Origin of the sequence: Pseudomonas sp. MF7453 (assembly GCF_016405455.1) — a bacterium.
GTDB lineage: Bacteria > Pseudomonadota > Gammaproteobacteria > Pseudomonadales > Pseudomonadaceae > Aquipseudomonas > Aquipseudomonas paralactis.
This window is the reverse complement of the sequence record NZ_JAEKCN010000002.1, coordinates 78,231-101,044: the sequence shown is the minus strand read 5'-3', so window position 1 is coordinate 101,044 and position 22,814 is coordinate 78,231. Positions and strand designations below refer to the sequence as shown.

The following is a 22,814-nucleotide window of genomic DNA, read 5'->3' as shown; positions in this document are numbered from 1 at the left end:
GCTCTCAAAGGGGAACGAATCCCTGGTTGTCGTTATCGAGGAAGGAAATGGACACCCCAGACATTCTGGTGCTGCAAGCCAGCTATACCAACGAGGTGCACGCCAACGCCATCGGCTTGCTGCTCAACCATTATGCGCAAGACCCGATGGGCGGTGGCCACGCCTTGTCAGCCGATCTGTTGCAGCAACTGCCGGCCGAACTGGCCAAGCGCCCCCACGCGTTCAGCGTGTTGGCGTTCGTTGGTGGCGAACCGGCTGGGTTGGTCAATTGTTTCGAGGGTTTCTCGACGTTTGCTTGCCGCCCGCTGGTCAACGTCCACGATGTGGCGGTGATGGATCGGTTTCGTGGTTTGGGCTTGAGCCAGAAAATGCTGCACAAAGTCGAGGAAATCGCCCGTCAGCGCGGCTGCTGCAAGATCACTCTGGAAGTGTTGGAGGGTAATGCTGTGGCGCAATCGGCGTACCGCAAGTTTGGTTTCGATGATTCGGTATTTGATCCGAAGCATGGCCGTATGTTGTTCTGGAGCAAACTCTTGTAATAAATAGTTGGCAAAAAAAGGCGCCATTCAATGGCGCCCAATAAACCTTTGCCAACGGAGCGGGATGGCACAGGGTGTTACGGATTAACTAAGCATTAAATCAACTGTTCGGTTGTTCCTGGCTTGCCGTGTCGACCTTCAACGTCTTTCCGTCGGCAGAGGCCGTTCGTTGCTCTGCCTCGCCGTGGGTTTGCTGTTGAATGAAGCTGAAGTTATCGTAGAACTCCTTCGAACGCTCTGAACCGCCCTCTGCAAAGGCAGCGGCGGAGGTCAGTGTCATCAGGCTGGCAAGCATCAACGTCGAGAGTTTCATCGCGGTATTCCCATTAAGAGTGATCAGTGTCTGGCCGGTCCTTGATCAGAATCATGGAGCGACTATGGCGCTATCTTGTTAAGTGGGAATTAACGGGTAGGCACTGCGAAGTTAACAGTTTTGTTAACTTCGCTGGGGGGCTAAAGTTTCCAGTCCAATGCAAGCGTGATAGATCGCGGGTCACCCCAGTACACGCCATTATAGAATCCGACACGTTCGTAATATTTTTTATCAAATAGATTGTTAACGTTAACCGAGGCGCTAACCTGTTGGTCGAACTGGTAGCGTGACATCAGGTTGACCACGGTGTAACCCTGCTGTGTGATCTTCGCCCGAGTGGTTATCGGCCGACCTTCGCTATTGCGTGCTCCTGTGGGCCGGTTGCCGAAATCGTGGATTTCGCTTTGCCAGTTCACTGCGCCACCAACGGTGAGGTTGCGCCATGCACCCGGCAGGCGATAGGCGCTGGAGACCTTCAACAGATTTAAGGGCTGGCCGGTATTGGTGCGTTTGTCTGAACCATTGAGCGAGTGTGTGTAGGTGTAACCGGCGGTCAGGTTCCAGTCCGGCCGTATTTCGCCAGCGGCTTCCAATTCGAAGCCGTTGACCTTGTTACCCTTGCCGCCAGACTTGTAGTACTCCTCGCCAGTGACGGGGTTGGGAGGGACCGAGTCATCGCGCTCTGCAACGTTGTCCTGGGTGCTCCAGAAATAAGCGGCCGCCAGGTTCAGGCGTTCATTGAGTAGGCTACCCTTGAGCCCCACCTCATAATTGCTGCCTACCACCGGTTCCAGGTATTTCTTGTTGACGTCACGCCTGTCTTGCGGCTTGAAGATATCGGTGTAGCTCGCGTAGACGGTGTACTGCGGGGTGATGTCATAGAGCAACCCTGCGTAGGGCGTCCACATGTCGTTGTGGGTCTGGTGTGTTTTGCCGGCAGCCGTCAGTTGATCATTGTCGTTGTATTCGGGCGTGGCGTTTTCCAGCTCCCAACTGCCGTAGCGGCTGCCCAGCACCGCGTGCAAGCGTTCCGTAAGGCTCAGGCGAGTAGCGAGGTAGCCGGCTTTCTGCTGTTTCTTGCTGTGTTCACCCTTGAGGTCAGTGACCGTGTCGGCGAACTTGCCGATGCCGCCCATGTACTTCCAATCCTCTATGGGGTAGTAGCTGGCAGGCAGGTCGCTGCGCATGAAGGGCGATACATCCCGTTGGGCGGCCTCGCCATAGCCCATCATCAATGCGTGTTCGCGGCCCAGCAAGGTGTAGCTGCCGGCCAGGTTGACGTCGATGGCTTCCATTCGCGACGTACCGCGCATATGGCTGGCCCAGGCCGTCATGCCGCTGCGGTCTGCGTTGGGAAAACCGGCGCCGCCGTAGTAAACCTTGCCATCGGTGTCACTCTGGCGATGGGTATAGGCGGCCTTCACGTGCCAGTCGCCGCCGAGCCGATGGTCAAGGGTGGCGAAGGTGGTCTTGTCAGTCAGCGGCCAGGAGCTCCAGTGCGCCGCCATATTGGTAGAGCGAGGTAGCCTGGCCTTGTCGCCCTGGCTGTTCCAGTAGGGAACCGTGCCCCAGGAGGTGCCCTGTACCTGCTTGTCCTGGTAATCAAAACCTACCGCCAGCGCTGTATCGTCTGAAAGGTCGCCTTCGAGAATGCCGTAGCCGACTGCACGCTGCAGCCCATAGTTATCGCGAAAGGATCGGCTGTCACGGTAGGCCAGTACGCTGCGTCCGCGCAACTTACCGTCGAACGCCAGCGGACCGCCCACATCGATGTAGCTGTAGTAGTTGTCATGGCTGGCACCACTCACGCCCGTCTGTGCCTGCCATTGGGCGGTAGGGCGCTTGCGCACCATGTTGACGGTCGCCGATGGGTCCCCCGCGCCAGTGGTCAGGCCCGTGGCGCCGCGTACCACTTCGATACGGTCGTAGATGATGGTGTCGGCATCGGACTTCATGTAGCCGAATGTGTTGAGCATTCCATCAACCTGGAAGTTGTTGATGCCGTAGCCGCGGGAGGAGTAATAGACACGGTCCGAGTCGTTATGCTGAACGTTGATGCCGGTGGTCTGGCGCAGCACTTCGGTCAAGGTATTGAGGTTGAAGTCATCCATCTGCTGGCGTGTGATCACCGAGATCGATTGCGGGGTCTCTTTGACAGAGAGGTTCAGGCGAGTGGCGGTACTCATTGAGCCGGTGGTGTAGGCACCTGTGTGCTCGGTGGTGGCACCCAGGCTGTCTGCGCTGATAGTGGTCGCGCCCAGTTCCAGAGCTTTGATGGAGGCTTTTTCGGGGACGGTTTCAGCCAGTAGATTCGGGCTCAGCACAAGGCTGAAGAGCCCGAAGGTAACGGTGATGGATCGGGTAAAAGGCGCGAACATAGCGGCAGACTCCTTGTCATCTTCAAGCCCTCCCGGGGGTGGGAGGGCATGATTCAAAGACGAAAGGAGTTGGTGAACTTTAGGTTTTAACGAGAATGATTGTTATCTTTGTGTTGCGAAGCACCTGATTACTTGGCCACCACTTCGGCGCCGTCGGCCTTCTTCGGCTTGATCAGGCTGAAGTCGATCAGCGCCTTCTGCTTGGTGTCGTAAGGGTTGCCGATCAGCAGGGGGCGAGGCTTGAAACTGTCGCTGACCAGGCTCTTGCTGGGGTCCAGTTCATCAAAACTCAAGCCTGCCATGTCGGCCCAAGTGTGGATCAACTGCGAACTGCTGTAAGGCCGTTGCAGGTCGCCGGCGAAGCTCCAGTCGTGGCTTTCGCGCCATTTCGGTGAGGCGTAGGCCATGAACGGGATGGTGTACATCGGCGCAGTCGGCTTGCCTTCGTTCCGACCCAGGGTGTCGTGGCCGGCGGAGTCGAACACGTCTTCGCCGTGGTCCGAGAGGTACAGCAAAAAGCCGTTGGGATCGGTCTTGGCGTAGTCCTTGATCAGGCTGGAGACCACGAAGTCGTTGTACAGCACCGCGTTGTCATAGCTGTTGTAAGTGGGCAACTGTGCGTCGCTGACACCGGCCGGCACGCCTTGACGGTCGGTGAACTTGTCGAACGTCGGCGGGTAACGGTACTGGTAGCTCATGTGAGTGCCCAGCAGGTGCACCACGATGAACTTGCGCTCGGCGGTGTCGGCCAGGGCCTTGGAAAACGGCGCAAGCACATCACCGTCGTACTGGCGGGCGTTCTGGTTGCGGTTGTTGTTCAGGTACACCTGCTCGTCGGCCTGTTCGGAAAAGGTCGTGAGCATGGTGTTGCGCTTGGTCATGGTCTGCTGGTTGGTGATCCAGAAGGTCTTGTACCCGGCCTGTTTCATCACGCTGACAATCGACGGCGTCTTGAGGTACAGATCGGGGTTCTCTTCGTCGGCGAAGGTCAGCACCTGTTGCAGCGCTTCAATGGTGTAGGGGCGCGGGGTGATGACGTTATCGAACACGGCCAGTTGGTCGCGCAGCTTGTCCAGTTCCGGCGTGGTGTTGCGCGGATAACCGTACAGGCTCATGCGCTGGCGGTTGGTGGACTCGCCGATCACCAGCACCAGCGTGGACGGCTGGCCGGCCATGCTGTCCTTGAGGTTCTTCAACGGCGGGATCTGGCTGGCGCTGTTGAGCATGCCCTGCATATTGTCCAGCTGTTCGGTGTAGCGGCGATAGGCGACGATCATCTGCCAAGGCACGGCAGGCTCGATACGAGTTTCGAAGCGATCGATGGCCGACTCCATGGTTTCGCTGGTAGCGATCTGCTTGACCAGCGGGTAGCCCACCACGGCCAGAACAATGGCGATGGCCGCCACAATCGACTGGCCGCGCGGCAGGTACACCGGGCGCAGGCGCGTCCAGAGGAAGATGGCGAAGGCGGTGTGGGCAATGAACGCCAGCACGATCCACCAGGCAAAATATTGGGTTGCGTATTCGCCTGCTTCAGAGATGTTCGACTCGAACATGATGAAAATCACGCTCTGGGAGAACTCTTGCTGATAAATGAAGAAGTAACCCAGGCTGGCCATGGAACAGGCCCACAACACCACGCCGATCAAGGCGGCTAGCAGCCGTGTCTTGCGCGGGAACAGCAACATCGGCGCCAGCCACAGCGCACTCATGAAGAATGCCTGGCGGAAACCACTGAACCCGGAAGTGCCGGTCAGTTGGATAAGCAGTTGGGTAATACCGGAGAAGTACCAGAAAAACAGGAATAGCCAACCAAGGCCGGCCCAATCAAAGCCTTTCGCAGTCGTCGTGCTGCGTTTGAACATCGCCATCCAGCGCCCCATCAGTCAATGATCGTCGCGCAGAGTCGCGCGACATCGGGCCGCTCAGAACGTGAGCGGCATCGCGGGCGGGAGTATCGGGATAAGCGTGTGAAAACTTTGTGAGTTTTCTGTAGGTGTTGCCTTACAAACTGACCAGACGCAGTCAGCAGAGCGCCGGCTTGGCCTGGGATGGCAGCTCGAGTTGGGCCTGGAGGTGTGAACGCAGACGCAGGACTTCCTGTTGCAACTGATCGCGCTCGTCCTTCAACTGGCGCAATTCATCGCGGCGGATGCTGACGTAGAGAGTCTGTGGCGGGCGGGTCATCTGTGCTGTGCTCATTGCTTACCTCGCAAATAGCCGGTAGATCGCGTTGCCCAAACAGGGTTTGGACAACAGTCGGAAGCAAGTTTGAATTCTTTTTTGCAGCAAGGGAACTTTTTTATTTTTGGCGGTCGTGTGACTTTTCGGGCGGTGATGGTGAAACGATGGCAACTTTTTTGTCATGAAACTACACGGATCTGCTCTGGACTAACCCTCATTAGCCTCATTGCGCTATAAACTATGTCACACATTTTTTAGTAGTTAGGAGCATCAGCACATGCAACTGGGGATTATCGGACTAGGCCGCATGGGCGGTAACATTGCGCGGCGCCTGATGCTCAATGGGCATACCACCGTTGTATACGACCGTAACGAAGCCTTCGTCAAAGCCTTGAGCGAGGAGGGCGCCACCGGCGTTGCCGACTTGAAAGCGCTGGTGGCCGGCTTGCAAAAGCCCCGTGCTGTCTGGGTAATGTTGCCGGCGGGCGCGCCCACCGAAGACACCATCAACGCACTGAGCGAACTGCTGGAAGACGGCGATGTGATCATCGACGGCGGCAACACCAACTACAAGGACGACGTGCGTCGCGGCAAGGCCCTGGCTGAAAAGGGCCTGCACTATGTGGACGTGGGCACCTCGGGCGGCGTCTGGGGCCTGGAGCGTGGCTATTGCATGATGATCGGTGGCGACACCGAGACCGTGAATCGCCTCGACCCGATCTTCAAAAGCCTGGCCCCTGGCCTTGGCAATATCCCGCGCACCAAGGACCGTTCGGCTTCTGCCGACCCACGTGCCGAGCAGGGCTACATTCACGCCGGCCCAGCGGGTTCGGGGCACTTCGTCAAGATGATCCACAACGGCATCGAGTACGGGATGATGCAGGCGTTTGCCGAAGGTTTTGACATCCTCAAGACCAAGAACTCGGAAAACCTGCCGCAAGACCAGCGCTTTGACCTCAACGTTGGCGACATCGCCGAAGTCTGGCGCCGTGGCAGCGTGGTGTCGTCCTGGCTGCTGGACCTGACCGCCGACGCCCTGGCCACCGACCCGAAACTCGACGGTTACTCGGGCTCCGTGGCCGACAGCGGCGAAGGCCGTTGGACCATCGAGGCGGCCATGGAGCAAGCGGTGCCGGTACCGGTGCTGTCGACTTCGCTGTTTGCGCGTTTCCGCTCCCGCCAGCAAAGCACCTACGGCGACAAAATGCTGTCTGCCATGCGCTTCGGCTTTGGCGGCCATGTGGAGACTTCCAAAAAATGACCGCCAACGGCAAGAAACCCAAGGCCGAACCTGCTCCACCTACCACGTTGTTTCTGTTTGGCGCCCATGGCGACCTGGTCAAGCGCCTGCTCATGCCGGCGCTATACAACCTTAGCCGCGACGGGCTGCTGGGCGAAGGCCTGCGCATTGTCGGCGTTGATCACAACGCCATCAGCGACGCAGACTTCGCCAAGAAGCTTGAGGATTTCATTCGCACCGAAGCCGCCGGCAAAGTCCGGGGCAATGCCGAACATGCCCTGGACCCCGCCTTGTGGGCGCAGTTGGCCAAGGGCATCAGCTACGTCGAGGGCGATTTCCTCGACGACGGCACCTACGCGGATATCGCGCAGAAGATCGCCGATAGCGGCACCGACAACGCGGTGTTCTACCTCGCCACTGCACCGCGCTTCTTCAGTGAAGTGGTGCAGCGCCTGGGCAGTGCCGGCTTGCTGAATGAAACGGACGATGGTTTTCGGCGCGTGGTTATCGAAAAGCCGTTCGGCTCCGATCTGGCCACCGCCGAAGCGCTGAACGCGTGCCTGCTCAAGGTGATGAGCGAGAAGCAGATCTATCGCATCGACCATTATCTGGGCAAGGAGACGGTGCAGAACATCCTGGTCAGCCGTTTCTCCAACGTGCTGTTCGAAGCGTTCTGGAACAACCACTACATCGATCACGTGCAAATCACTGCCGCTGAAACCGTCGGCGTTGAAACCCGGGGCAACTTCTTCGAGAAGACCGGCACACTGCGGGACATGGTGCCCAACCACCTATTCCAGTTGCTGGCGATGGTCGCCATGGAACCGCCGGCAGCCTTTGGTGCCGACGCGGTGCGGGGTGAGAAGGCCAAAGTGGTCGGTGCCATCCGCCCCTGGTCGCTGGAAGATGCGCGGGCCAACTCCGTGCGCGGCCAATACACCGCCGGAGAAATCGCCGGCAAGCCATTACCCGGCTATCGCGAAGAAGCCAACGTCGCGCCGGACAGCAGCACTGAGACGTTCGTCGCGCTCAAAGTGATGATTGATAACTGGCGTTGGGTCGGTGTGCCGTTTTACCTGCGTACCGGCAAGCGCATGAGCATCCGTGACACCGAGATCGTGATCTGCTTCAAGCAGGCGCCTTATGCGCAATTTCGCGATACCGAAGTCGATGAGCTCAAGCCAACTTACCTTAAGATCCAGATCCAGCCGAACGAAGGCATGTGGTTCGACCTTTTGGCCAAGAAGCCGGGGCCGACCCTGGAGATGGCCAATATCGAATTGGGCTTTGACTACAAGGACTTCTTCGAAATGCAGCCCTCGACGGGTTACGAAACCCTGATCTACGACTGCATGACCGGCGACCAGACCTTGTTCCAGCGTGCCGACAACATCGAGAACGGTTGGCGTGCAGTGCAGCCGTTCCTGGATGCGTGGAAGCAAGACGACGGTATCCAGGCCTACAAGGCCGGTGAAGATGGCCCGGCGGCGGCCGATGCTTTGCTGGCCCGTGATGGCCGTGCCTGGCATAGCCTCGGATGAGTGACGCAACGATTCATCCCATCCGCTTTGTCCTCAGTGATGTAGACGGGACGCTGTTGCACCCCGACCACAGCCTCAGCCAGCGTACCGCCGACGCGATCCGTGCGATGCGTGAAGCCGGAGTGTTGTTCAGCCTGGCCAGCGGGCGTCCGCCCAAGGCCATGCTGCACCTGATCGAAACCTTTGGCATCGATGTGCCGGTGGCGGGCTTTAATGGCGGTACCTTGGTCAACCCGGATGGCAGCATTCTGGTTGCTCACCATTTGCCGGCAGAAGCAGCTCTGGTCACCCTGGCGTTGTTTTCTGCCGAGCCGGACATAGAAGTGTGGGTGTTTGCCGACGGCGATTGGCTGCGTCGTGACCCGCCAGGGCCAATGGTGCAGCGCGAAGCCGATGGCTTGGGCTATGGGCCGGTGGTGGTGGAGAGTTTCGAGCCCTACCTGGACCGGGTCGACAAGATTGTCGCGGCCAGTAACAACACGCAGTTGCTGGTGGAGCTGGAAGCGCGGTTGCAGCCCAAGGTGCAAGGTTTGGCTCAGGTATCGCGTTCGCAGCCTGTGTATCTGGACGTAACCGCAATGCTGGCTAACAAAGGCGAAGCCTTGAAAACCCTGGCCGAGCACCTTGGCGTGCCGTTGGACCAGACTGCCGCCATTGGCGACGGTGGCAACGATCCGGCGATGTTTCACGTGGCTGGATTGTCGATTGCCATGGGCCAGGCCGAAGAAACCGTCAAGCGCCAGGCCAATGTGGTGACCGGCAGCAACGTCGAAGACGGCGCTGCCGAGGCGTTCGAGCGGTTTATTCTCGCGCGACGCTAAGTACTTGAAGTGTTATTGCACAACTTCCAGCCGATGTTTGGCGTGGGCTGGAAGTTGCCGCATTGAATTACTTCGGCATTACCCAGGACTGTAACTGGTGGCCCTCTTTATCGAGCTCGGCGCGGGCCTGCAACAACAAGTCTTCAAGTTGGGCCGGGTCGGTATAGGCAGTCGAGGACAGCTGTTTGCTGCCGATACGGGTGTTGGTACGGTCGATGACGCTCAGGCTGAGAGCGCCAACGCCATCGTGCCAGGCCACGCACTGAAAGGGTTGGAAGGCACGGTCTGCAATCAAAAGAGCTTCGTTGATGCGCAGCGGAGCGTTCATTTGGGTCTTCTCTCTGTATGCCCATTCAAGTGAGTACCGGCGGTTGGGCTGACCGTGCGGTGGGTTACTTGTACTGATGCACGATGGTGGGGTGCGGGTCACATGCTAGAGCAAGAAATTTTAACTTTCCCTGACTAACGTCATGTAAGCGGCTGTTTTGAAAGCTGAATGAAAGTTTCAGTGACGGGCAACTTTTCGCTCGCGACGGCACCGACATGGCTTTTTGCCCACACTTATAGCGAAATAGTACAAGGCGAGCGTCAAGATCTTGCTAGGGTTAGCTGCAAGCGCCGCAAATCGTTGTTTCTAAATAACTTTAATAACATTGGCGCCAAGGAATCGTCATGGTTGATACACCTGTTCAACGCCGCTTGCTGGTAGTCGACCCCTGTGATGACTGCCACAGGCTGTTGCCTGGGCTGCGCACGGCAGGCTGGGAAGTAGACAGCTGTGCCTTGCAGGCGGTGGGGGATCGCTCTTGCGACGTGGGCCTGCTGCGTTTGCAGCCCTGTCACCTGGAACGCCCAGAGGCGGTCAAGGAGCTGATTGGCCGCAGCGGTACCGAATGGATCGCCGTGCTCAGTCCTGAAGTACTGCGTTTGCAGAATGTCGCAGATTTTGTCTGCGAATGGTTCTTCGATTTTCACACCTTGCCGTTCGATGTGGCTCGGGTCCAGGTGACCATGGGGCGCGCGTTTGGCATGGCGCGTCTGCGGGGCAAAGGTGTCGTGCCGGTAGGTGAGCCCCATGAGTTGTTGGGTGATAGCCGCCCGATTCGCGAACTGCGCAAATTGTTGTCGAAGTTGGCGCCCACCGAGTCGCCGGTACTGATCCGTGGCGACAGCGGCACGGGCAAAGAGCTGGTCGCCAAGACCCTTCATCGACAATCCCAGCGCCACGCCAAGCCGTTTGTGGCGATTAACTGTGGGGCGATCCCGGAACATCTGATCCAATCGGAATTGTTCGGCCATGAAAAGGGCGCCTTTACCGGTGCGCATCAGCGCAAGGTCGGACGCATCGAGGCAGCCCACGGTGGCACGTTGTTTCTGGATGAAATCGGCGATTTGCCTATGGAGCTGCAAGCCAATTTGTTGCGCTTTCTTCAGGAAAAACATATCGAGCGCGTCGGCGGCAGCCAACCCATCTCGGTGGATGTGCGCGTGCTGGCGGCCACCCATGTGGATCTTGAAGCCGCGGTGGAGAAGGGCGCCTTTCGCGAGGACCTGTATTACCGCCTCAATGTCCTGCAAGTAGTCACGGCCCCATTGCGCGAGCGTCATGGTGACGTGGCGATGCTGGCCAATCACTTTTCGCGTTTCTACAGTCAGGAAACCGGCCGACGTCCGCGCAGCTTCAGCGAAGAGGCGCTGGTGGCGATGGGGCAACACCCGTGGCCGGGCAACGTGCGCGAACTGGCCAACCGTGTGCGTCGTGGCCTGGTATTGGCCGAAGGGCGCCAGATCGAAGCCGTGGACCTTGGCCTGCAAGGCCAGCAGGCACTTTCGCCGCCAATGGCGACACTGGAAGATTACAAGCACCGAGCCGAACGCCAGGCGCTGTGCGATGTGCTCAACCGGCACAGTGACAATTTCAGTGTTGCCGCCCGTGTGCTGGGGATTTCCCGGCCGACGTTCTACCGGCTGCTGCACAAGCACCAGATTCGCTAGGGCGGATAGTGGACCAAGGCTCTCCGTAGGAGCGAGCTTGCTCGCGAAAAACGCCAACGATAACGCGTGTTTCCTGAATGAACGCGGCGCCTATGAGTTTTTCGCGAGCAAGCTCGCTCCTACATTTTTAAGCGTTCGCCTCTCGATCAGAAGTAGTACGGGAATTTCAGGCTGAACGTAAAGTCCGGTGCGTCATCCGTCATCCCAATCGCCAGGTTCGGCACGATGGTCAGGTTATCCGAGGCTGCGATCGTCATACCCACGTTGAAATAACCGGCGTTGGCATCGCTGGACACCACCGATTGCCAGTCGCCGCCGTCCGGCTTGAGCTTGCTTTTGCGCTGCACCAGATCGGAAACCGAGAACGACATGCTCATCTTCTCGTTCAAGGCGAACGCCACACCGACACCAAACTGGAAGCTGTCGCCCAGGCGTACCTTGCCTCCTACCTTCTGATTGACTTGACTGCTGATGTCATCGAAGGAGTCTTCAAAGTTGTGGGTGTATGACAACGAACCGAACAGCACGGCCGGGTCGAAGGTTTTGACCAGGGAAATGCCCGGTGTGACCGACCAAACCCCGTTGCCCGTGGGCAGGCTTTCGGGCACGTAGAGGTTGTCGTTGTTCGTTTGCTGGACCAGTTTGATGCCAAAAGGCTCCTTGCCCGTCGGCGCCTTGACGCGCACCGATACCACCGCATCCGGCAAAGTCGAGGTTTCGTCGAGGAACTTGTAGGCCACGCCAAAGTTGACATCGCCGATGGTCGGGTCGCGAGTCACTGAGCCTTCGGAGGTGGCGGTGGCATCGTTGCCGGCGCCGCCGGACTGGTAGGTCGAGTCGCGGTATACCACGGGTACGTTCAGATCGAACTGCCAGCGGTTGTCTACGTTGTAGCGCCCGGTAAGGTCCAGGGTCCAACTGTCGGACTTGATCCTGTCCAGGTTGATATTGCCCAGGAAGATCGAGTCCAGCGCCAGGAAGCCATTCAGCGTCAATTGACGTGCATCGTAACGGGCATAGGTGATGCCGGTTTCCACGCTGAACTTGCCGTTGCCGAAAAAGCCGCTGGCCTCGTTGTACAGGTTGCTCACACTTTGCGCAGGGGCCGAGTCGTCCTTGAGGGATTGGCCGTAAGAGCTGCCGCCACCGCCTGCACCACCCGACGCTGCGGCGGCACCCGTGCCCGTGGCGGCGACAGCGTTAGCACCTTGTTTGAAGTCGGCAGGTGATTTGGCCAGGCGTCTGGGGGCGGGCGCTACCGGTTGATCTTCTACCTGGCGCACGCGTTGCTCCAGCACGGCCAAGGCTTTTTGTTGCACGTCGTAGCGTTGCTTGAGTTCCAGAAGTTCCTTTTTCAGGGTTTCGATATCGGCGTCTGGCGCGGCATACAGCACGGATGCGGGCAAGAGCGTACTCAAACAAACCACCGCACGTAGCGATAACGATCGATGCATGAAATAAGCCGTCCTTTTCTAATGCGAAAGTGTCGAGGGTCAGCGTAGTTCAATAACCGAGCGTGCGTAGGCCTTTGAGTTGATCCAAATTGCAGTTCAACGCGCCGTTGTTCAAGCCGGTATTGTTCATCACGACGTTGAGTTGTGTAATGTTTCTGACAAGGTTGCTGTTGCCGGTCAGCACCGTACCCTGCAGCACGTTGCCGCCGCCGATCTGTTGCAGGCTATTGCCCTGGTTATGGTTGGCCTGGATCGCCATCTGCACGCCGCCATTGTTGGCCGAAACGCTGACGCGGCCCGCCGCACTGTCACCGGTCACGGTGCCGCCGGCGACCAGCACTTGCCCCGTTTGCAGGTTACTGGCGGGGGCGACGCCATTCTCGATGTTGATGCCCACATCGTTGTAGGCGGTGTTGCTATCGCCTGCGGTGCGCACACTTTGGGTCACACCCTGGCCGCTGCTGAGCCCGGCGCCACCGACCACGTTACCGGTGCCGGTGTTTGGCAGGCTGCCGTTACCCGTCGAACCGGTGGTTTGCACATAGAACTGCGGGGTAACAGTGGTTTTGTCGATTTGCATGTTGGCCGCGCCGGTAATGCGGTCACCGACAGCGTTGGTCCAGGTGCTGCTCATGACAATGCCGAAGCTGATGATCCGCCCCGGCATGACGTAGCGGCCGCGCAACTCGGCCATCTCTGCATCCTTGAGTTCGATCGGTTTGAAAGCCGATGAAGCATAGGCGGGCATAGCGGCTGCCAGACACAAGACCGTCAGCCAACGGAAAGTGTTCATCTGCTGCTCCTGGGGCGTCCTGCCCCTTATTGCGCTTCTAGAAGAAGTCGCTCTGGATAAAACCGAAATCCATCAACTCGGCATCGCCCACGGGCCGGAACTCGTTCAACTGGTTCTTGGCGGTCAGCGGTGTGGGAGGGTCGAGCAAGACGTTGGTCTTGTCGTAACCTTCGCCCAGCACGGCAAACACAATGCCATTCCAGCCTTTGACGAAGTCGTCACGGGAATAGCGCTTGTGCCCCAGCACAGGGTCGCCGATATACACCCAGTCCTTGTCGGCCCGCTGCAGCACCACAAAGTGCTTGTAGCCACGAATTTCCAGCAGCACCACCACGGGAATCTTTACCGTCACCAGGGTATCGGGGGCGATCTTGTAGCCGCGGGCACGCATACCGATGCTTTCGAGGTAGCGCTTCATGTCCAGCATGGAAAAGCCCTGGGTACGCACCAGGTCCTGGTCGGCAGTGACCAGCATCCCTTTGATGATGTGGTCTTCGTCGACGTCCAGCCAATAGGCCTGGCGCAGGATGGTGGCGAGTGCCGCGGCACCACAGCTGAAATCGGTTTTCTGTTCCACCAGGTTGGCGAACCGGCGCTCACGGATGCTCTCGACCTTCTTGAAAATCACCGCACCGCCGGGCATGGCGGAAATTGCCATGGTGCCTGCCCACGTCGTGCCGGTGAGCAACATCAAGAGGGTGAGGGTCGCGAGACGCATGATCGAATGACCTGTTGGACACTGGAATAAAAAGGGCCTTGTCGCCAAGGCCCCGTTGAATCAGAAGCGCACGCCGCTGGCGCAGACGCTGCAACCCTGGCCGATCGACAGGCTGTTGCTGCCCTGGTTGCCCGCACCGGATTGCAGGTTGGCGCCTATGTTGCCGGAGTTGCGGTTAATCGAGTTTTCGAGGCTTGCGTTGTTGGACACGTACTGAGGCTTGCCATAACCATGGCTGCTGGCGGCCGTGTTCAGGTAGCTGTTGTTGAGCGAGTTCTGCTCGGTATTGGAAGCCGCTGCGATGTTCTTGCCGTCAGCGGTGGTGATGGCCAGGTTGTTTTTACCCTGGTTGCCCTGGCCGGCCTGGCCGTTGTAACCCACGTTGCCGGAGTTGCCGGTGATGGAGCCCTCTAGAGAGGCGTTGTTTTGCGTGCCTTTATTGACGAAGTTGTTATGCGAGCTGCCTTGGTCTACATCGATTACGGCAAACACGGTGGCGAAGTCGCCTTTGGCGCTGGAGATGGCGCCGGCGTTGTCAGCCTGGTTGCCGGAACCTGATTGTGCGTTGACCCCGACATTACCGTTGTTGCTATTTATCGAATTTTTGGCTGATGCATTGTTATCGGTGTTGGTGTCGTCGAATTTGTTGTGTTCGCTTTTTTGTACGTCAGTGACCACAGCGGCCACAGTACCGGTAGGTTGTGGGGTTGGATGCCAGCCACCCGCTTGAGCGGCAGCAGCCATGAGCGCGGCGAGAGCGAAAACCATTGGTTTGAGCGCCATTTGAGGTTTCATGGTGTTTCTCCTTGCTTCTAATTAGTTGGGTTAAGTGTTGGTACGGTCTAACTAACGTCTACCAAGCGGTTACTTGATAGTGATGCCCAGGGTGTTAGCCACTCGGTTCCCCACCCCGGCACTCTGGTTCACCTGAATCACTCCTCGGCTGCCGGTGAAGGCCTGGTCGCTGGTCGCGACCTGGCGGCTGCCAGTGGTGGAGGTGAGCCCTGAGTCGGTCAACTGCGTCGTGTTCTGTTGCAACAGGACGCTGTCATCGATGCTTTGCGGGCCAGGGTTGAGGCTGATCCGCACCGCGTTGATCGATTGGTTATTGGCACCGGCCGACTGGTTAACGCCCAGCACACCGTTGCCATTGATAAATGAAGCCCCCTGAATCGCCACCTTGGCATTCAAGGACGGGTCGACCTTGCCGTCGAGCCGCTGGATATTCACGTTGGTGGCCTGACCATCGAGGGCGATGGCGCGGCTGTTGGACATCTGTTGCTGGTTGCCTGCCGCCTGGTTGATCGACAGGACGCCGTCATACTGTTGGCCGCTGTTGTTGATCACGGCGGCGTTGTCGGCCATGGCCGAGGCGCTGCCCAGCAGGGCGATCATCAACAGAAGGCGCTTCATTACTTGCCCCCCAGCATGTTGCCCAGATTGTTCAAGGGCGCCATACCGCGCTGGATCGAACCATTGATCTGCCCAGCCATGCTGCTGCCCGCGCCATGGCCGGCGGCTGCACCGGCGCCCTGGGTCGACAGGCTGTTTTGCGTAGCGTTCAGGCCAGACAGGTTGCTGCTGGGTTGGATGGAGCGAGCAAGGCCCGAACCGCTGCGAATGCCGCCGATGTCCAGATCACTGAGTTCGCCGGAGGTGGCACTCATGATCTCTTTGCTGGGGTTGGCGTTGGCAGTGGCGGGGTATGGATCGGGGAGGGAAGTGCGTCCGTACATGTGACCCTGTACGGTTCGCCCTGTCACGATAACGCCATCGCCTGCATGGCTGATGCTGGCGCTGAGCACGCAGCTGATCAGCAATACGTTTATCGAGGCGTGTGTGAGTGTGATCACGGCGGCATTCCTTGTTCTGAACGCTGACCCTAAACAGCGTTATCAGGGAAAGAGCAGAACCCGTGCCGCTTTTTGTTTATGTTGAAAATTCAGGAGGTTGGGATTTTTCCGCGCGCATCACCGATGGCGGTGTTTCAGGCGTGAAACAGTCGCCGGTCGGCGCGATATGCCGGGCCACACTCGTCAACTGTTTCAGCGATGAAACAGTGTTCATGACAGACGCATGAATCCGCAGCCGCTGGGCGATTCAGCGCACCGAGGTGTTTCAAAAGTGGACACGAAAGTTAGAAGCGCGCCTCAGCCCCGGGGCTTTTTGCCGGGGATGGCGTTGAGTACGGGATTGCCATCCTGGTTGCGGGTCAGGTAGACCGGCAGGACCTTGGGCAGGGAAGGTATGAGGTTGTTGACCTCGCTGAGGTTGTAGATGCCACCAATGCGAATGCTCCCGGTGCCGGCGTCCGCCAGCATCACCGGTTTGTTCAGGTATCGGTTGATCAGCGGCAACGCATCGGCCAACGCCAGGTTGTCGAGCACCAGCTTGCCTGTACGCCAGGCAAGCGCAGGGTCATTGGGTTTGATCGCGGCGACTTGCGGGGTGGCGTCGCCGCGGTGGTAACTGGCCTGCATCCCCGGGGTCAGCGGCACGCCGCCATGCACCGCGTCGCTGGTGATCTGCACCGAGCCTTCCAGCAACATCACCCGCACTTGGTCCTCGTACTTCCAGACATTGAACTGGGTGCCCGTGACCCGAATCTTACCTTCGCCAGCCTGCACGATAAACGGGTGCTCGCTGTCGTGGGTGACGTTGAAAAACGCTTCGCCCTTGTTCAACTTCACCTGGCGCCGATCCTTGTAGCGGCTGTAGACCAGCTCGGTGCCCAGGTTCAGCTCCACTTCGCTGCCGTCGCCGAGCGTGACTTTGCGCAGCCCGTTGGTGGCGTCAAACCGCTCATATGAGCTTGGCAACCAACCGGCTTCCCAACCGGTGAAGGCGGCCAGCGGTAGAGCGCCAAGGCAGATGGATGCTGCAATCGCATAAGAGCGCCAGCGTTTGCGAGGCTTGAGCGGCACTACAACCGAGGCAGGCGCGCTGCGGGGCAAATGATCGGCCACGTCCCAGATTTCGAGCATCGCGGCGTATTCGAAAGCGTGCAACGGATGGGCATCGTGCCACTGTTCGAAAGCCTGACGTTCGGCCGTCGTGCAGTCGCTGGCGTGCACACGCATACACCAATGCGCAGCGGCGTCGGTGATGGCGTCGTATTCGGCTTCTGAAAGGGGCTTTTCGCTCATTTACTCATCCTGATTTCCCGCATTCTACCCCTGGAGCCCTACGACGAGAACAGCATCATGGCGATTGCATATCAATTGGAACTTATTCTTGTTTAAACGCACCTAAAAAATCAGGAAACACACTGTCATCCACCAAGGAGTACGAAAATGTTGAAGAAAACCTTAGCCGCCCTGTGTGCAAGCACCGCGTTGTTGAGCGCCGGCGCTGCGTTGGCAGACAAGCCGGGTGCAGGCTGGATTACCATCGAAAAAGCCATTGAAGTAGCGAAGACCAAGGCTGGTTATGTTGAGGTCTACGCCGCCGAAGCCGATAACGACGGCTACTGGGAAGTCAAAGGCCGTAAATCCGATGGCGTAGTGTATGAAGCCAGGATCGATGGCGCCTCGGGCAATGTCCTGCGTGACCAGAAAGATTGATTCACGTGCGGGGGGCCTGCTCAGGCCCCCTCATCCAGCAGGCGCCCCAGATGCGTTATTAAGTAAGTGACTGAATCGGCATTGGATAAAATCACATCAATGCGTTTGTCGGTATTGCTCATGAAAATTTGTCTGGCCTCAGCCAGATCACTGGCGCCGGTAACATCCAGGACTTTACGCTTCAGGTAATGGGTGGTCTTGAAAAAGCCGTAATCCTGCCAGGTCTTCGCTACATCATCCCACGTCTTGAACAGCATCCTGTCCGGCGTCAGAGTGGACAATGCAGTCGTTTGCAAATCATCCTGACGGGTCCTCACCGCCTGAGCACCAGGCTTGGCCGTGTCAATCAAGTCGCGAAACGGCTCCATGCTCCGCAGGTAGGCGATGTCTTCGGTCTTGAAGCGCAGGTGCGTGAGCTCATGAATCAGCGTAGAGGCCCTGGCGTGCGCGTACATGTCGAAGGGAGTGCTCAGCCTGTCGATGTAGTCAGTCAGGTCGGGATCGAAGAAACGTTCGAATAAATACACTTTTCGTTCGCTGTCACCGACCAAAATCATGGCGTATTCGTTGTTGGCATCGGTGAGGCTGCGCCCGCTGATAAAGCGCATCGAGTCAGGGCCGATCAAGCTGGGGTCGCTGAGTTCATCGAGTATCCCATCGAGGATATTCTCGATTTTCTGCACCTGGCCCGGGTTCATATTGCTGGTGCCGAACAAGTCGCATAAAAACAGGCCCACGCGGCTATCAGGGGTGAGCAGCTTGGCAAAGTACTCAATGTTGCGCTTGCAGGTGACGGCGTAGTAAATCGCTACATTCAACGCTTCGTCAATGGCTTGGGCTTTCCAGCTGGCCAGTGCTGCAATCGCCCTTATGCCTCGCGCTTCAATGTTGATTTCGTGTCGTTCGGCGCGCTGCGTTTTCTGGCGCGTCCAGGTCTGGCCGAAGCGCGGTTGGTGCACGCTCAGGTCCAACACCCAATTGCCCTCTGAGTTACGGCCGATGTAGGGCCCCGGCGTGTCGTCGTTTTCCAGTCGCCACTGCTCGCTGGTTTTCTTTATCGAGTACACCTTGCCGGCAAGCGGTACATAATCTTTGCCGCGTTTTTTATCCTTGTAGACATGGGTGGCGGTGTCCAACTCAAGATCCTTCAGCGCAATGTCATTGCCCTCGAAAGGCTGCAACCGCGTACGCGAAGGCGCGGTGACGTCGCGTAGCGCCGGGATTATGGCCGTGGGCAGTTTGCCCTCCGGCCAGTCGACGATATCCGCCTCATCGGGCGGCGGGGGTTCGCTGCCATCAAGTTCGCTGTACAAGGCGGCCATTTGCGCCACGGCCAGAATGAAAACCTTCATCGCGGCCTTCCACTGGTGCAGCTGCAGCGCTTCCATCGAGCGCTTGATCAGCGTGTAGCAGCGCCAGACCACCAGCGGATAGGCAAGCTTGCCCGCCATGAATTGCACCGCTGTCGGAATGCCCGTGCCGAACAGGCCGACCGCTTTGTCCCAGAGCAACTTGGCGCCCTCTTCGAATTGGCAGGCGAGCATTCTGAGCAGGATCAGCGTGTTTTCACTGAACAGGTAGTGCAGCAGGTTGCCGGTTATCGCTGATGAGGCAAGGCGAATCTCCGAGGGGCGATGTCGGTTGTTTTGCAGCAGGTTGCGGTAAACGGCCTGATGCGGATCTTCCAGGTGCGCAATGACCCAGTCCTGCAGGGCTCCGGGTCTTTCCAGCTCATCCAGCAGCGCTTGCTCGCTGTCGTATTGCTTGAGCACATGCTGTTCACTGTAGGGCGCATATAGCACCACAGTCCCGTCCTCTTTATCTTGCGCGTTGATCAGGTACATACCCAGTACCTTGGCGGCAGTGGCGCCGGCGGTCGCCACCAGTTCCACGGGCCGAATCAGTGTCGACGCGCCTGCCAGCGCCGCACGTGCCAGGGCGTCAGGCATATCGAACGCCTGCTGGACCAAACTCAGGCCCTGGGTCGACAGGCGTTCTTGCAGGTGTTGCTCATGGGCGTAATGCAACACCTGCCAAGGCAATTGCTGGCAGAACAGACGTCGGCGCTTGGCTGCGGCCTCTGTGTCGGTGCCCAGTTCGGCGTGGAGCCGCTTCTGGTAGGCCGATTGCAAGTCCAACTGGCGGACCATCTGAATCACCGCGCTGGCATCCAGGCTGTCGGGTAACGGTGTGGCGGTGCGCGAGCGCGGACGGATAATCTGGCTGTTCAAGTCCGGCCAGTGGCGCAAGGCAAAATCGGTCAAGTTGTATTCATGGATATCGAGCGCCTGATGCGTCGGAATCAACACGTCATCGGGGCTGATGGCCTGCTTGGGAAAGCGCGCTTGAAGCAGTCTCAGCAACTCGGAAAACGTATGTTCGCGAATGGTCGGGATGCCATGCAGGTAGTCTTCTTCATCCGGCGCGCTGTTGTGGTATTGCTCAAGCAGTTCGGCATGGTAGATCTGCTCCTCGGAAGGCGCCATTGCCAGCCACACCGGCAGGGCCTGTTGAGTGATCATCGCCTCGGCCAGCGCGCTGGCCCGTGCCAGATTGGTGGGCGCAGGGGTCTCCAGGATCGCATCCAGGCGGTCCTGTACGGCGCGCGCCGGCAGGTCCATCTCCAGCAAATGATCCACGGCGTCCATGACGTTTTCGCCGTAGCTCGTCAGGCGATTGTCCAGCAGGTTATCGTCAATGCGTTGCAGCGGGCCGAGGCGATACTCCTGATGGGGCACGCGTTGGGACAATCGTAGATTCTCCAGCAGCGTCAGTCGTTTGATCGGATGCGCCAGGCGCTGGACGAGTGATTCGCGCAGGGCTGAAATCGATGGGAACACCTCATGACTACGCCGGGGCGTCCACAGGATCGCCTGGCCCGAATGCCTGGGGTCAAGGCCGCCACGCTCGGTCAGAACAAACAGGTTGGCCAACGGCAGCAGCGCATCGGACGTGCCCCGCTGCAACGATAGCGAATAAGCATCCGGCAGAAACCCGTTGAGCCCATGACGGGTCAGTCGCACCAGGCTGTCGGTGCGCAGGACCGCATCAAGGATGGCATGGCTGCCGGGCGACAGCGTTTTAATCAGCCGCCGCAGTTCAGCCTCGCTGCGCAAGCCCAGCAGCATCGAGTGTGCGTGTTTATCGCGAGTGTTGTTCAGGAACAGGCGCGGCAGCTCACGCATCTCGTGGCCGGCAAATACCTTCAACACCTGTTCGATGATGTCGTTGAAGGTTTTGATGGGCAAGTTGTTGAGCTTCAGGGCGATACGCGGGGCGATTTGTTTGTAAAAGCCAAGCCTGGAAGTCACGGGCAGTGGATTGCCCTCCTGGCCCAGGCGCTCGATGAAATGTTCAACCATGCTCAGAGACGAAACGGTCGGGCGCTCCTCGCGCTGCTCGGCGCGGGAGGGGTAAGTGTTGACAAAGACCTCATCAGCCTTGAGGTCCAGTTGTCGCGTGTGCAATTGCGTATTCAGGGCCAGGGCGGCCATGCTGCGCAATGTCGGATGCTTGATGCGCTCAATACGCAACCCTTGCTCGGCAGCTTGCAGGCTTTGCAACTGCAGCTTGGCGCGCTCGGCCTGAACGGTGGAGGGGCGACCATTGCCGCTGCTCACGGGATGTGTCGTCCAGCGCCCATCGGTGTCCAGGTCGGCCAGGCGATTGTCGAGCATCGTGCGGATGTCCAGGGCGTAATCGAGCAATGCCTCCAGGTCCACCTGACCGGCGCTGCTGCGATAGAGGCCCAGGGCATGGTTCATATTACTGATCTGCTTGGCGGCGATGTCTTCGATCATGCCGGTGAACACATGCCCGGTGATGGAGCGCGCAGCAACGTTTATCTGGTCCAGGCCGAGAAAGATATTACGCTCATCCAGAGACAGGAAATTGAGCAGTTCATCTTCGTGCCCGGCGGCGGTGAGCATACTCAATAACGTGTCTTTGAGGTCATCCAGGTCCTGGAGTACCTGCAAGCCACGTGATTGGGTGTAAAGGTAGGCATGGTTCTGGTTCAGCATCAGGGTACTGGCCAGCTCAACATAGTGCTGGTAGGGCGCATAGATGCGCACTTTCTCCACGCTCAGATCGGCGGCGTAGGCGCTACGAGCGCCTTGGTCGCTGAGGAACAGGGCCTGCAGCATATGGCTTTCATCGGCACTGAGGATGTCGATCTGACGTTTGAGCAGCACGTCGAGGCGCAATTTGTCAGCCAACACCTGTGCGAACAGCTCAAGACGCGAGGTGCCGTTGTCGATGTCTTCGTTCCAGTAGGTCTGCAGCAGGCTGTCGAGCAGTTTGGACAGCGTGCCGGAGGTCTGCTCGATGAGGGTTTCCCAATGCTCGCGGTCTTGCTCCAGCTGGGGCTGGCTGAACTGGGTGGTGACGTGCTTGGGGTTGATAAAGTCGCGGGTTTGCCCCAGAGGCCACGCATGTTTGATATAGAACTGCAGGAGCGCTTCACGTAGCGGCAGGGACTCGACCCAGCGTCGGTCGGTATCTGTCGGGCTTTGGATAAAGCAGTTTACCCGCGTTTGACGTTGATCCAGGCCCGGGAAATAAGGGTGCGCCATGATCCCAAGCACTGTATCGAGCATGTCGGACAGGGTCGGGGTTTTCTGCAGTTGCTCAAGCACTGCCTGCACGTTGGCCCGTTGGCAGGCTTGCAGGGCTTGTTCCTGGTCTTCCATGACCGCACCCAACACCGGCGAGGTCGTCAGCGTCAGGACGCTGCCCGCCGGCAGGCTGTTGCGCTGTGCAATCGACAGGAAACTGAGCAGCTCCTCGCGCTGTACTCCATCGGCCAACGCCTGGCTGACCTCGGTGAGCATTGACGCATGGCTGTCAAATACCTCAATACCGCCATAGGGGGTGTATAGCAGGGCCTTGGCACCGTCCGGGCTGGGGCTCATCACAAACGCCCCCGCGAGTGGAATCGCCGTTTGCCCTGCCATATTGATCAAGAGCCTTTCGACACGCATGGGGGGACTTTGCAGGCGACTGTCCTGGCGCCCTGCGTCGCTGGCGTAATACACGCCGTGCAGCCATTCCAGGTCCTTGACGGTGAGCCCCAGGGCGCGTTCGCGCTCGCTCAGTGTGGAGCGATTAACGGGCAGCAGGAATTCGGCAAAAAAATACGGCGGGGTGACGCGGGTCATCGCCTGTCTCCAGCGGGAATAGGGAAACACACGGTAGCCAGGGACCTTGGGCCGGCAGCGGTAACTATTGAGTCACGTCAAGTTGACAGCGGGCGCTGTGGGTGGTGTTTAATCGA

Annotated in this window: 20 protein-coding genes; 7 read left to right on the top strand and 13 right to left on the bottom strand. The window is 58.6% G+C overall.

Features of this window, described 5'->3' with window-relative positions; genetic code table 11:
- Window positions 1–47: 47 nt before the first annotated feature.
- Complete coding sequence (locus tag JFT63_RS05445) at window positions 48–539, top strand: GNAT family N-acetyltransferase (protein ID WP_057702868.1); 492 nt, start codon at window positions 48–50, stop codon at window positions 537–539.
- Window positions 540–639: 100 nt separating this feature from the next.
- Here JFT63_RS05445 and JFT63_RS05450 read toward each other — a convergent pair whose 3' ends face one another.
- The 4 genes from JFT63_RS05450 to JFT63_RS05465 form a co-directional block, all read right to left on the bottom strand.
- Window positions 640–852, bottom strand: a complete 213-nt coding sequence (locus JFT63_RS05450) for a hypothetical protein (protein ID WP_057702869.1) — start codon at window positions 850–852, stop codon at window positions 640–642.
- 140 nt (window positions 853–992) lie between these two features.
- Window positions 993–3,230, bottom strand: coding sequence for a TonB-dependent siderophore receptor (locus JFT63_RS05455; RefSeq protein WP_198843518.1), 2,238 nt, complete (start codon window positions 3,228–3,230; stop codon window positions 993–995).
- A gap of 128 nt (window positions 3,231–3,358) precedes the next feature.
- On the bottom strand, window positions 3,359–5,101 hold the full coding sequence (locus tag JFT63_RS05460) for a phosphoethanolamine transferase CptA (RefSeq protein WP_198843517.1): 1,743 nt from the start codon (window positions 5,099–5,101) through the stop codon (window positions 3,359–3,361).
- Between the two features lie 154 nt (window positions 5,102–5,255).
- Window positions 5,256–5,432, bottom strand: coding sequence for a DUF6026 family protein (locus tag JFT63_RS05465; protein ID WP_157243918.1), 177 nt, complete (start codon window positions 5,430–5,432; stop codon window positions 5,256–5,258).
- 259 nt (window positions 5,433–5,691) lie between these two features.
- Between JFT63_RS05465 and gnd the strand changes: the two genes are divergently transcribed.
- The 3 genes from gnd to JFT63_RS05480 are packed head-to-tail and all read left to right on the top strand — an operon-like array spanning window position 5,692 to window position 9,016.
- Window positions 5,692–6,675, top strand: a complete 984-nt coding sequence (gene gnd, locus JFT63_RS05470) for a phosphogluconate dehydrogenase (NAD(+)-dependent, decarboxylating) (protein WP_057702872.1) — start codon at window positions 5,692–5,694, stop codon at window positions 6,673–6,675.
- On the top strand, window positions 6,672–8,195 hold the full coding sequence (gene zwf, locus JFT63_RS05475) for a glucose-6-phosphate dehydrogenase (protein WP_057702873.1): 1,524 nt from the start codon (window positions 6,672–6,674) through the stop codon (window positions 8,193–8,195). The genes gnd and zwf overlap by 4 nt, the downstream gene beginning before the upstream one ends.
- The gene (locus JFT63_RS05480) at window positions 8,192–9,016 is read left to right on the top strand and encodes an HAD family hydrolase (protein WP_198843516.1); all 825 of its coding nucleotides are present in this window, start codon (window positions 8,192–8,194) and stop codon (window positions 9,014–9,016) included. Before zwf ends, JFT63_RS05480 begins: the two co-directional genes overlap by 4 nt.
- Window positions 9,017–9,083: 67 nt before the next feature.
- Here JFT63_RS05480 and JFT63_RS05485 read toward each other — a convergent pair whose 3' ends face one another.
- Window positions 9,084–9,344 carry a hypothetical protein gene (locus JFT63_RS05485; RefSeq protein ID WP_186561491.1) on the bottom strand — a complete coding sequence of 87 codons (261 nt, stop codon included), beginning with the start codon at window positions 9,342–9,344 and terminating at the stop codon, window positions 9,084–9,086.
- Between the two features lie 344 nt (window positions 9,345–9,688).
- On the opposite strand from JFT63_RS05485, the gene JFT63_RS05490 reads away from it, so the two are divergent.
- Window positions 9,689–11,011 (top strand): sigma-54 dependent transcriptional regulator, encoded by a 1,323-nt coding sequence (locus JFT63_RS05490; RefSeq protein ID WP_057702876.1) that lies wholly within the window; start codon window positions 9,689–9,691, stop codon window positions 11,009–11,011.
- A 146-nt stretch (window positions 11,012–11,157) separates the two neighbouring features.
- On the opposite strand, the gene JFT63_RS05495 is transcribed toward JFT63_RS05490, so the two are convergent.
- From JFT63_RS05495 to JFT63_RS05520, 6 genes are all read right to left on the bottom strand, one after another.
- The gene (locus JFT63_RS05495) at window positions 11,158–12,465 is read right to left on the bottom strand and encodes an autotransporter domain-containing protein (protein ID WP_198707636.1); all 1,308 of its coding nucleotides are present in this window, start codon (window positions 12,463–12,465) and stop codon (window positions 11,158–11,160) included.
- 49 nt (window positions 12,466–12,514) lie between these two features.
- Window positions 12,515–13,258: a hypothetical protein gene (locus JFT63_RS05500; protein ID WP_057702878.1), complete on the bottom strand. Its 744-nt coding sequence runs from the start codon at window positions 13,256–13,258 to the stop codon at window positions 12,515–12,517.
- Between the two features lie 37 nt (window positions 13,259–13,295).
- Window positions 13,296–13,976 (bottom strand): C39 family peptidase, encoded by a 681-nt coding sequence (locus JFT63_RS05505; RefSeq protein WP_057702879.1) that lies wholly within the window; start codon window positions 13,974–13,976, stop codon window positions 13,296–13,298.
- Between the two features lie 60 nt (window positions 13,977–14,036).
- Entirely contained in the window at window positions 14,037–14,771 is a 735-nt protein-coding gene (locus JFT63_RS05510) for a hypothetical protein (RefSeq protein ID WP_057702880.1), read from the bottom strand.
- A 69-nt stretch (window positions 14,772–14,840) separates the two neighbouring features.
- Window positions 14,841–15,389 carry an adhesin gene (locus JFT63_RS05515; RefSeq protein ID WP_198843515.1) on the bottom strand — a complete coding sequence of 183 codons (549 nt, stop codon included), beginning with the start codon at window positions 15,387–15,389 and terminating at the stop codon, window positions 14,841–14,843.
- Entirely contained in the window at window positions 15,389–15,829 is a 441-nt protein-coding gene (locus JFT63_RS05520; protein ID WP_198843514.1) for a hypothetical protein, read from the bottom strand. The genes JFT63_RS05515 and JFT63_RS05520 overlap by 1 nt, the downstream gene beginning before the upstream one ends.
- Window positions 15,830–15,891: 62 nt before the next feature.
- On the opposite strand from JFT63_RS05520, the gene JFT63_RS05525 reads away from it, so the two are divergent.
- On the top strand, window positions 15,892–16,056 hold the full coding sequence (locus tag JFT63_RS05525; RefSeq protein WP_198707641.1) for a hypothetical protein: 165 nt from the start codon (window positions 15,892–15,894) through the stop codon (window positions 16,054–16,056).
- Window positions 16,057–16,126: 70 nt separating this feature from the next.
- On the opposite strand, the gene JFT63_RS05530 is transcribed toward JFT63_RS05525, so the two are convergent.
- Entirely contained in the window at window positions 16,127–17,122 is a 996-nt protein-coding gene (locus JFT63_RS05530) for a FecR family protein (RefSeq protein WP_198843513.1), read from the bottom strand.
- 147 nt (window positions 17,123–17,269) lie between these two features.
- Between JFT63_RS05530 and JFT63_RS05535 the strand changes: the two genes are divergently transcribed.
- Window positions 17,270–17,539, top strand: coding sequence for a PepSY domain-containing protein (locus tag JFT63_RS05535; protein WP_057702884.1), 270 nt, complete (start codon window positions 17,270–17,272; stop codon window positions 17,537–17,539).
- Window positions 17,540–17,559: 20 nt separating this feature from the next.
- On the opposite strand, the gene JFT63_RS05540 is transcribed toward JFT63_RS05535, so the two are convergent.
- Window positions 17,560–22,698, bottom strand: coding sequence for a dermonecrotic toxin domain-containing protein (locus JFT63_RS05540; RefSeq protein WP_198843512.1), 5,139 nt, complete (start codon window positions 22,696–22,698; stop codon window positions 17,560–17,562).
- Window positions 22,699–22,814 lie beyond the last annotated feature (116 nt).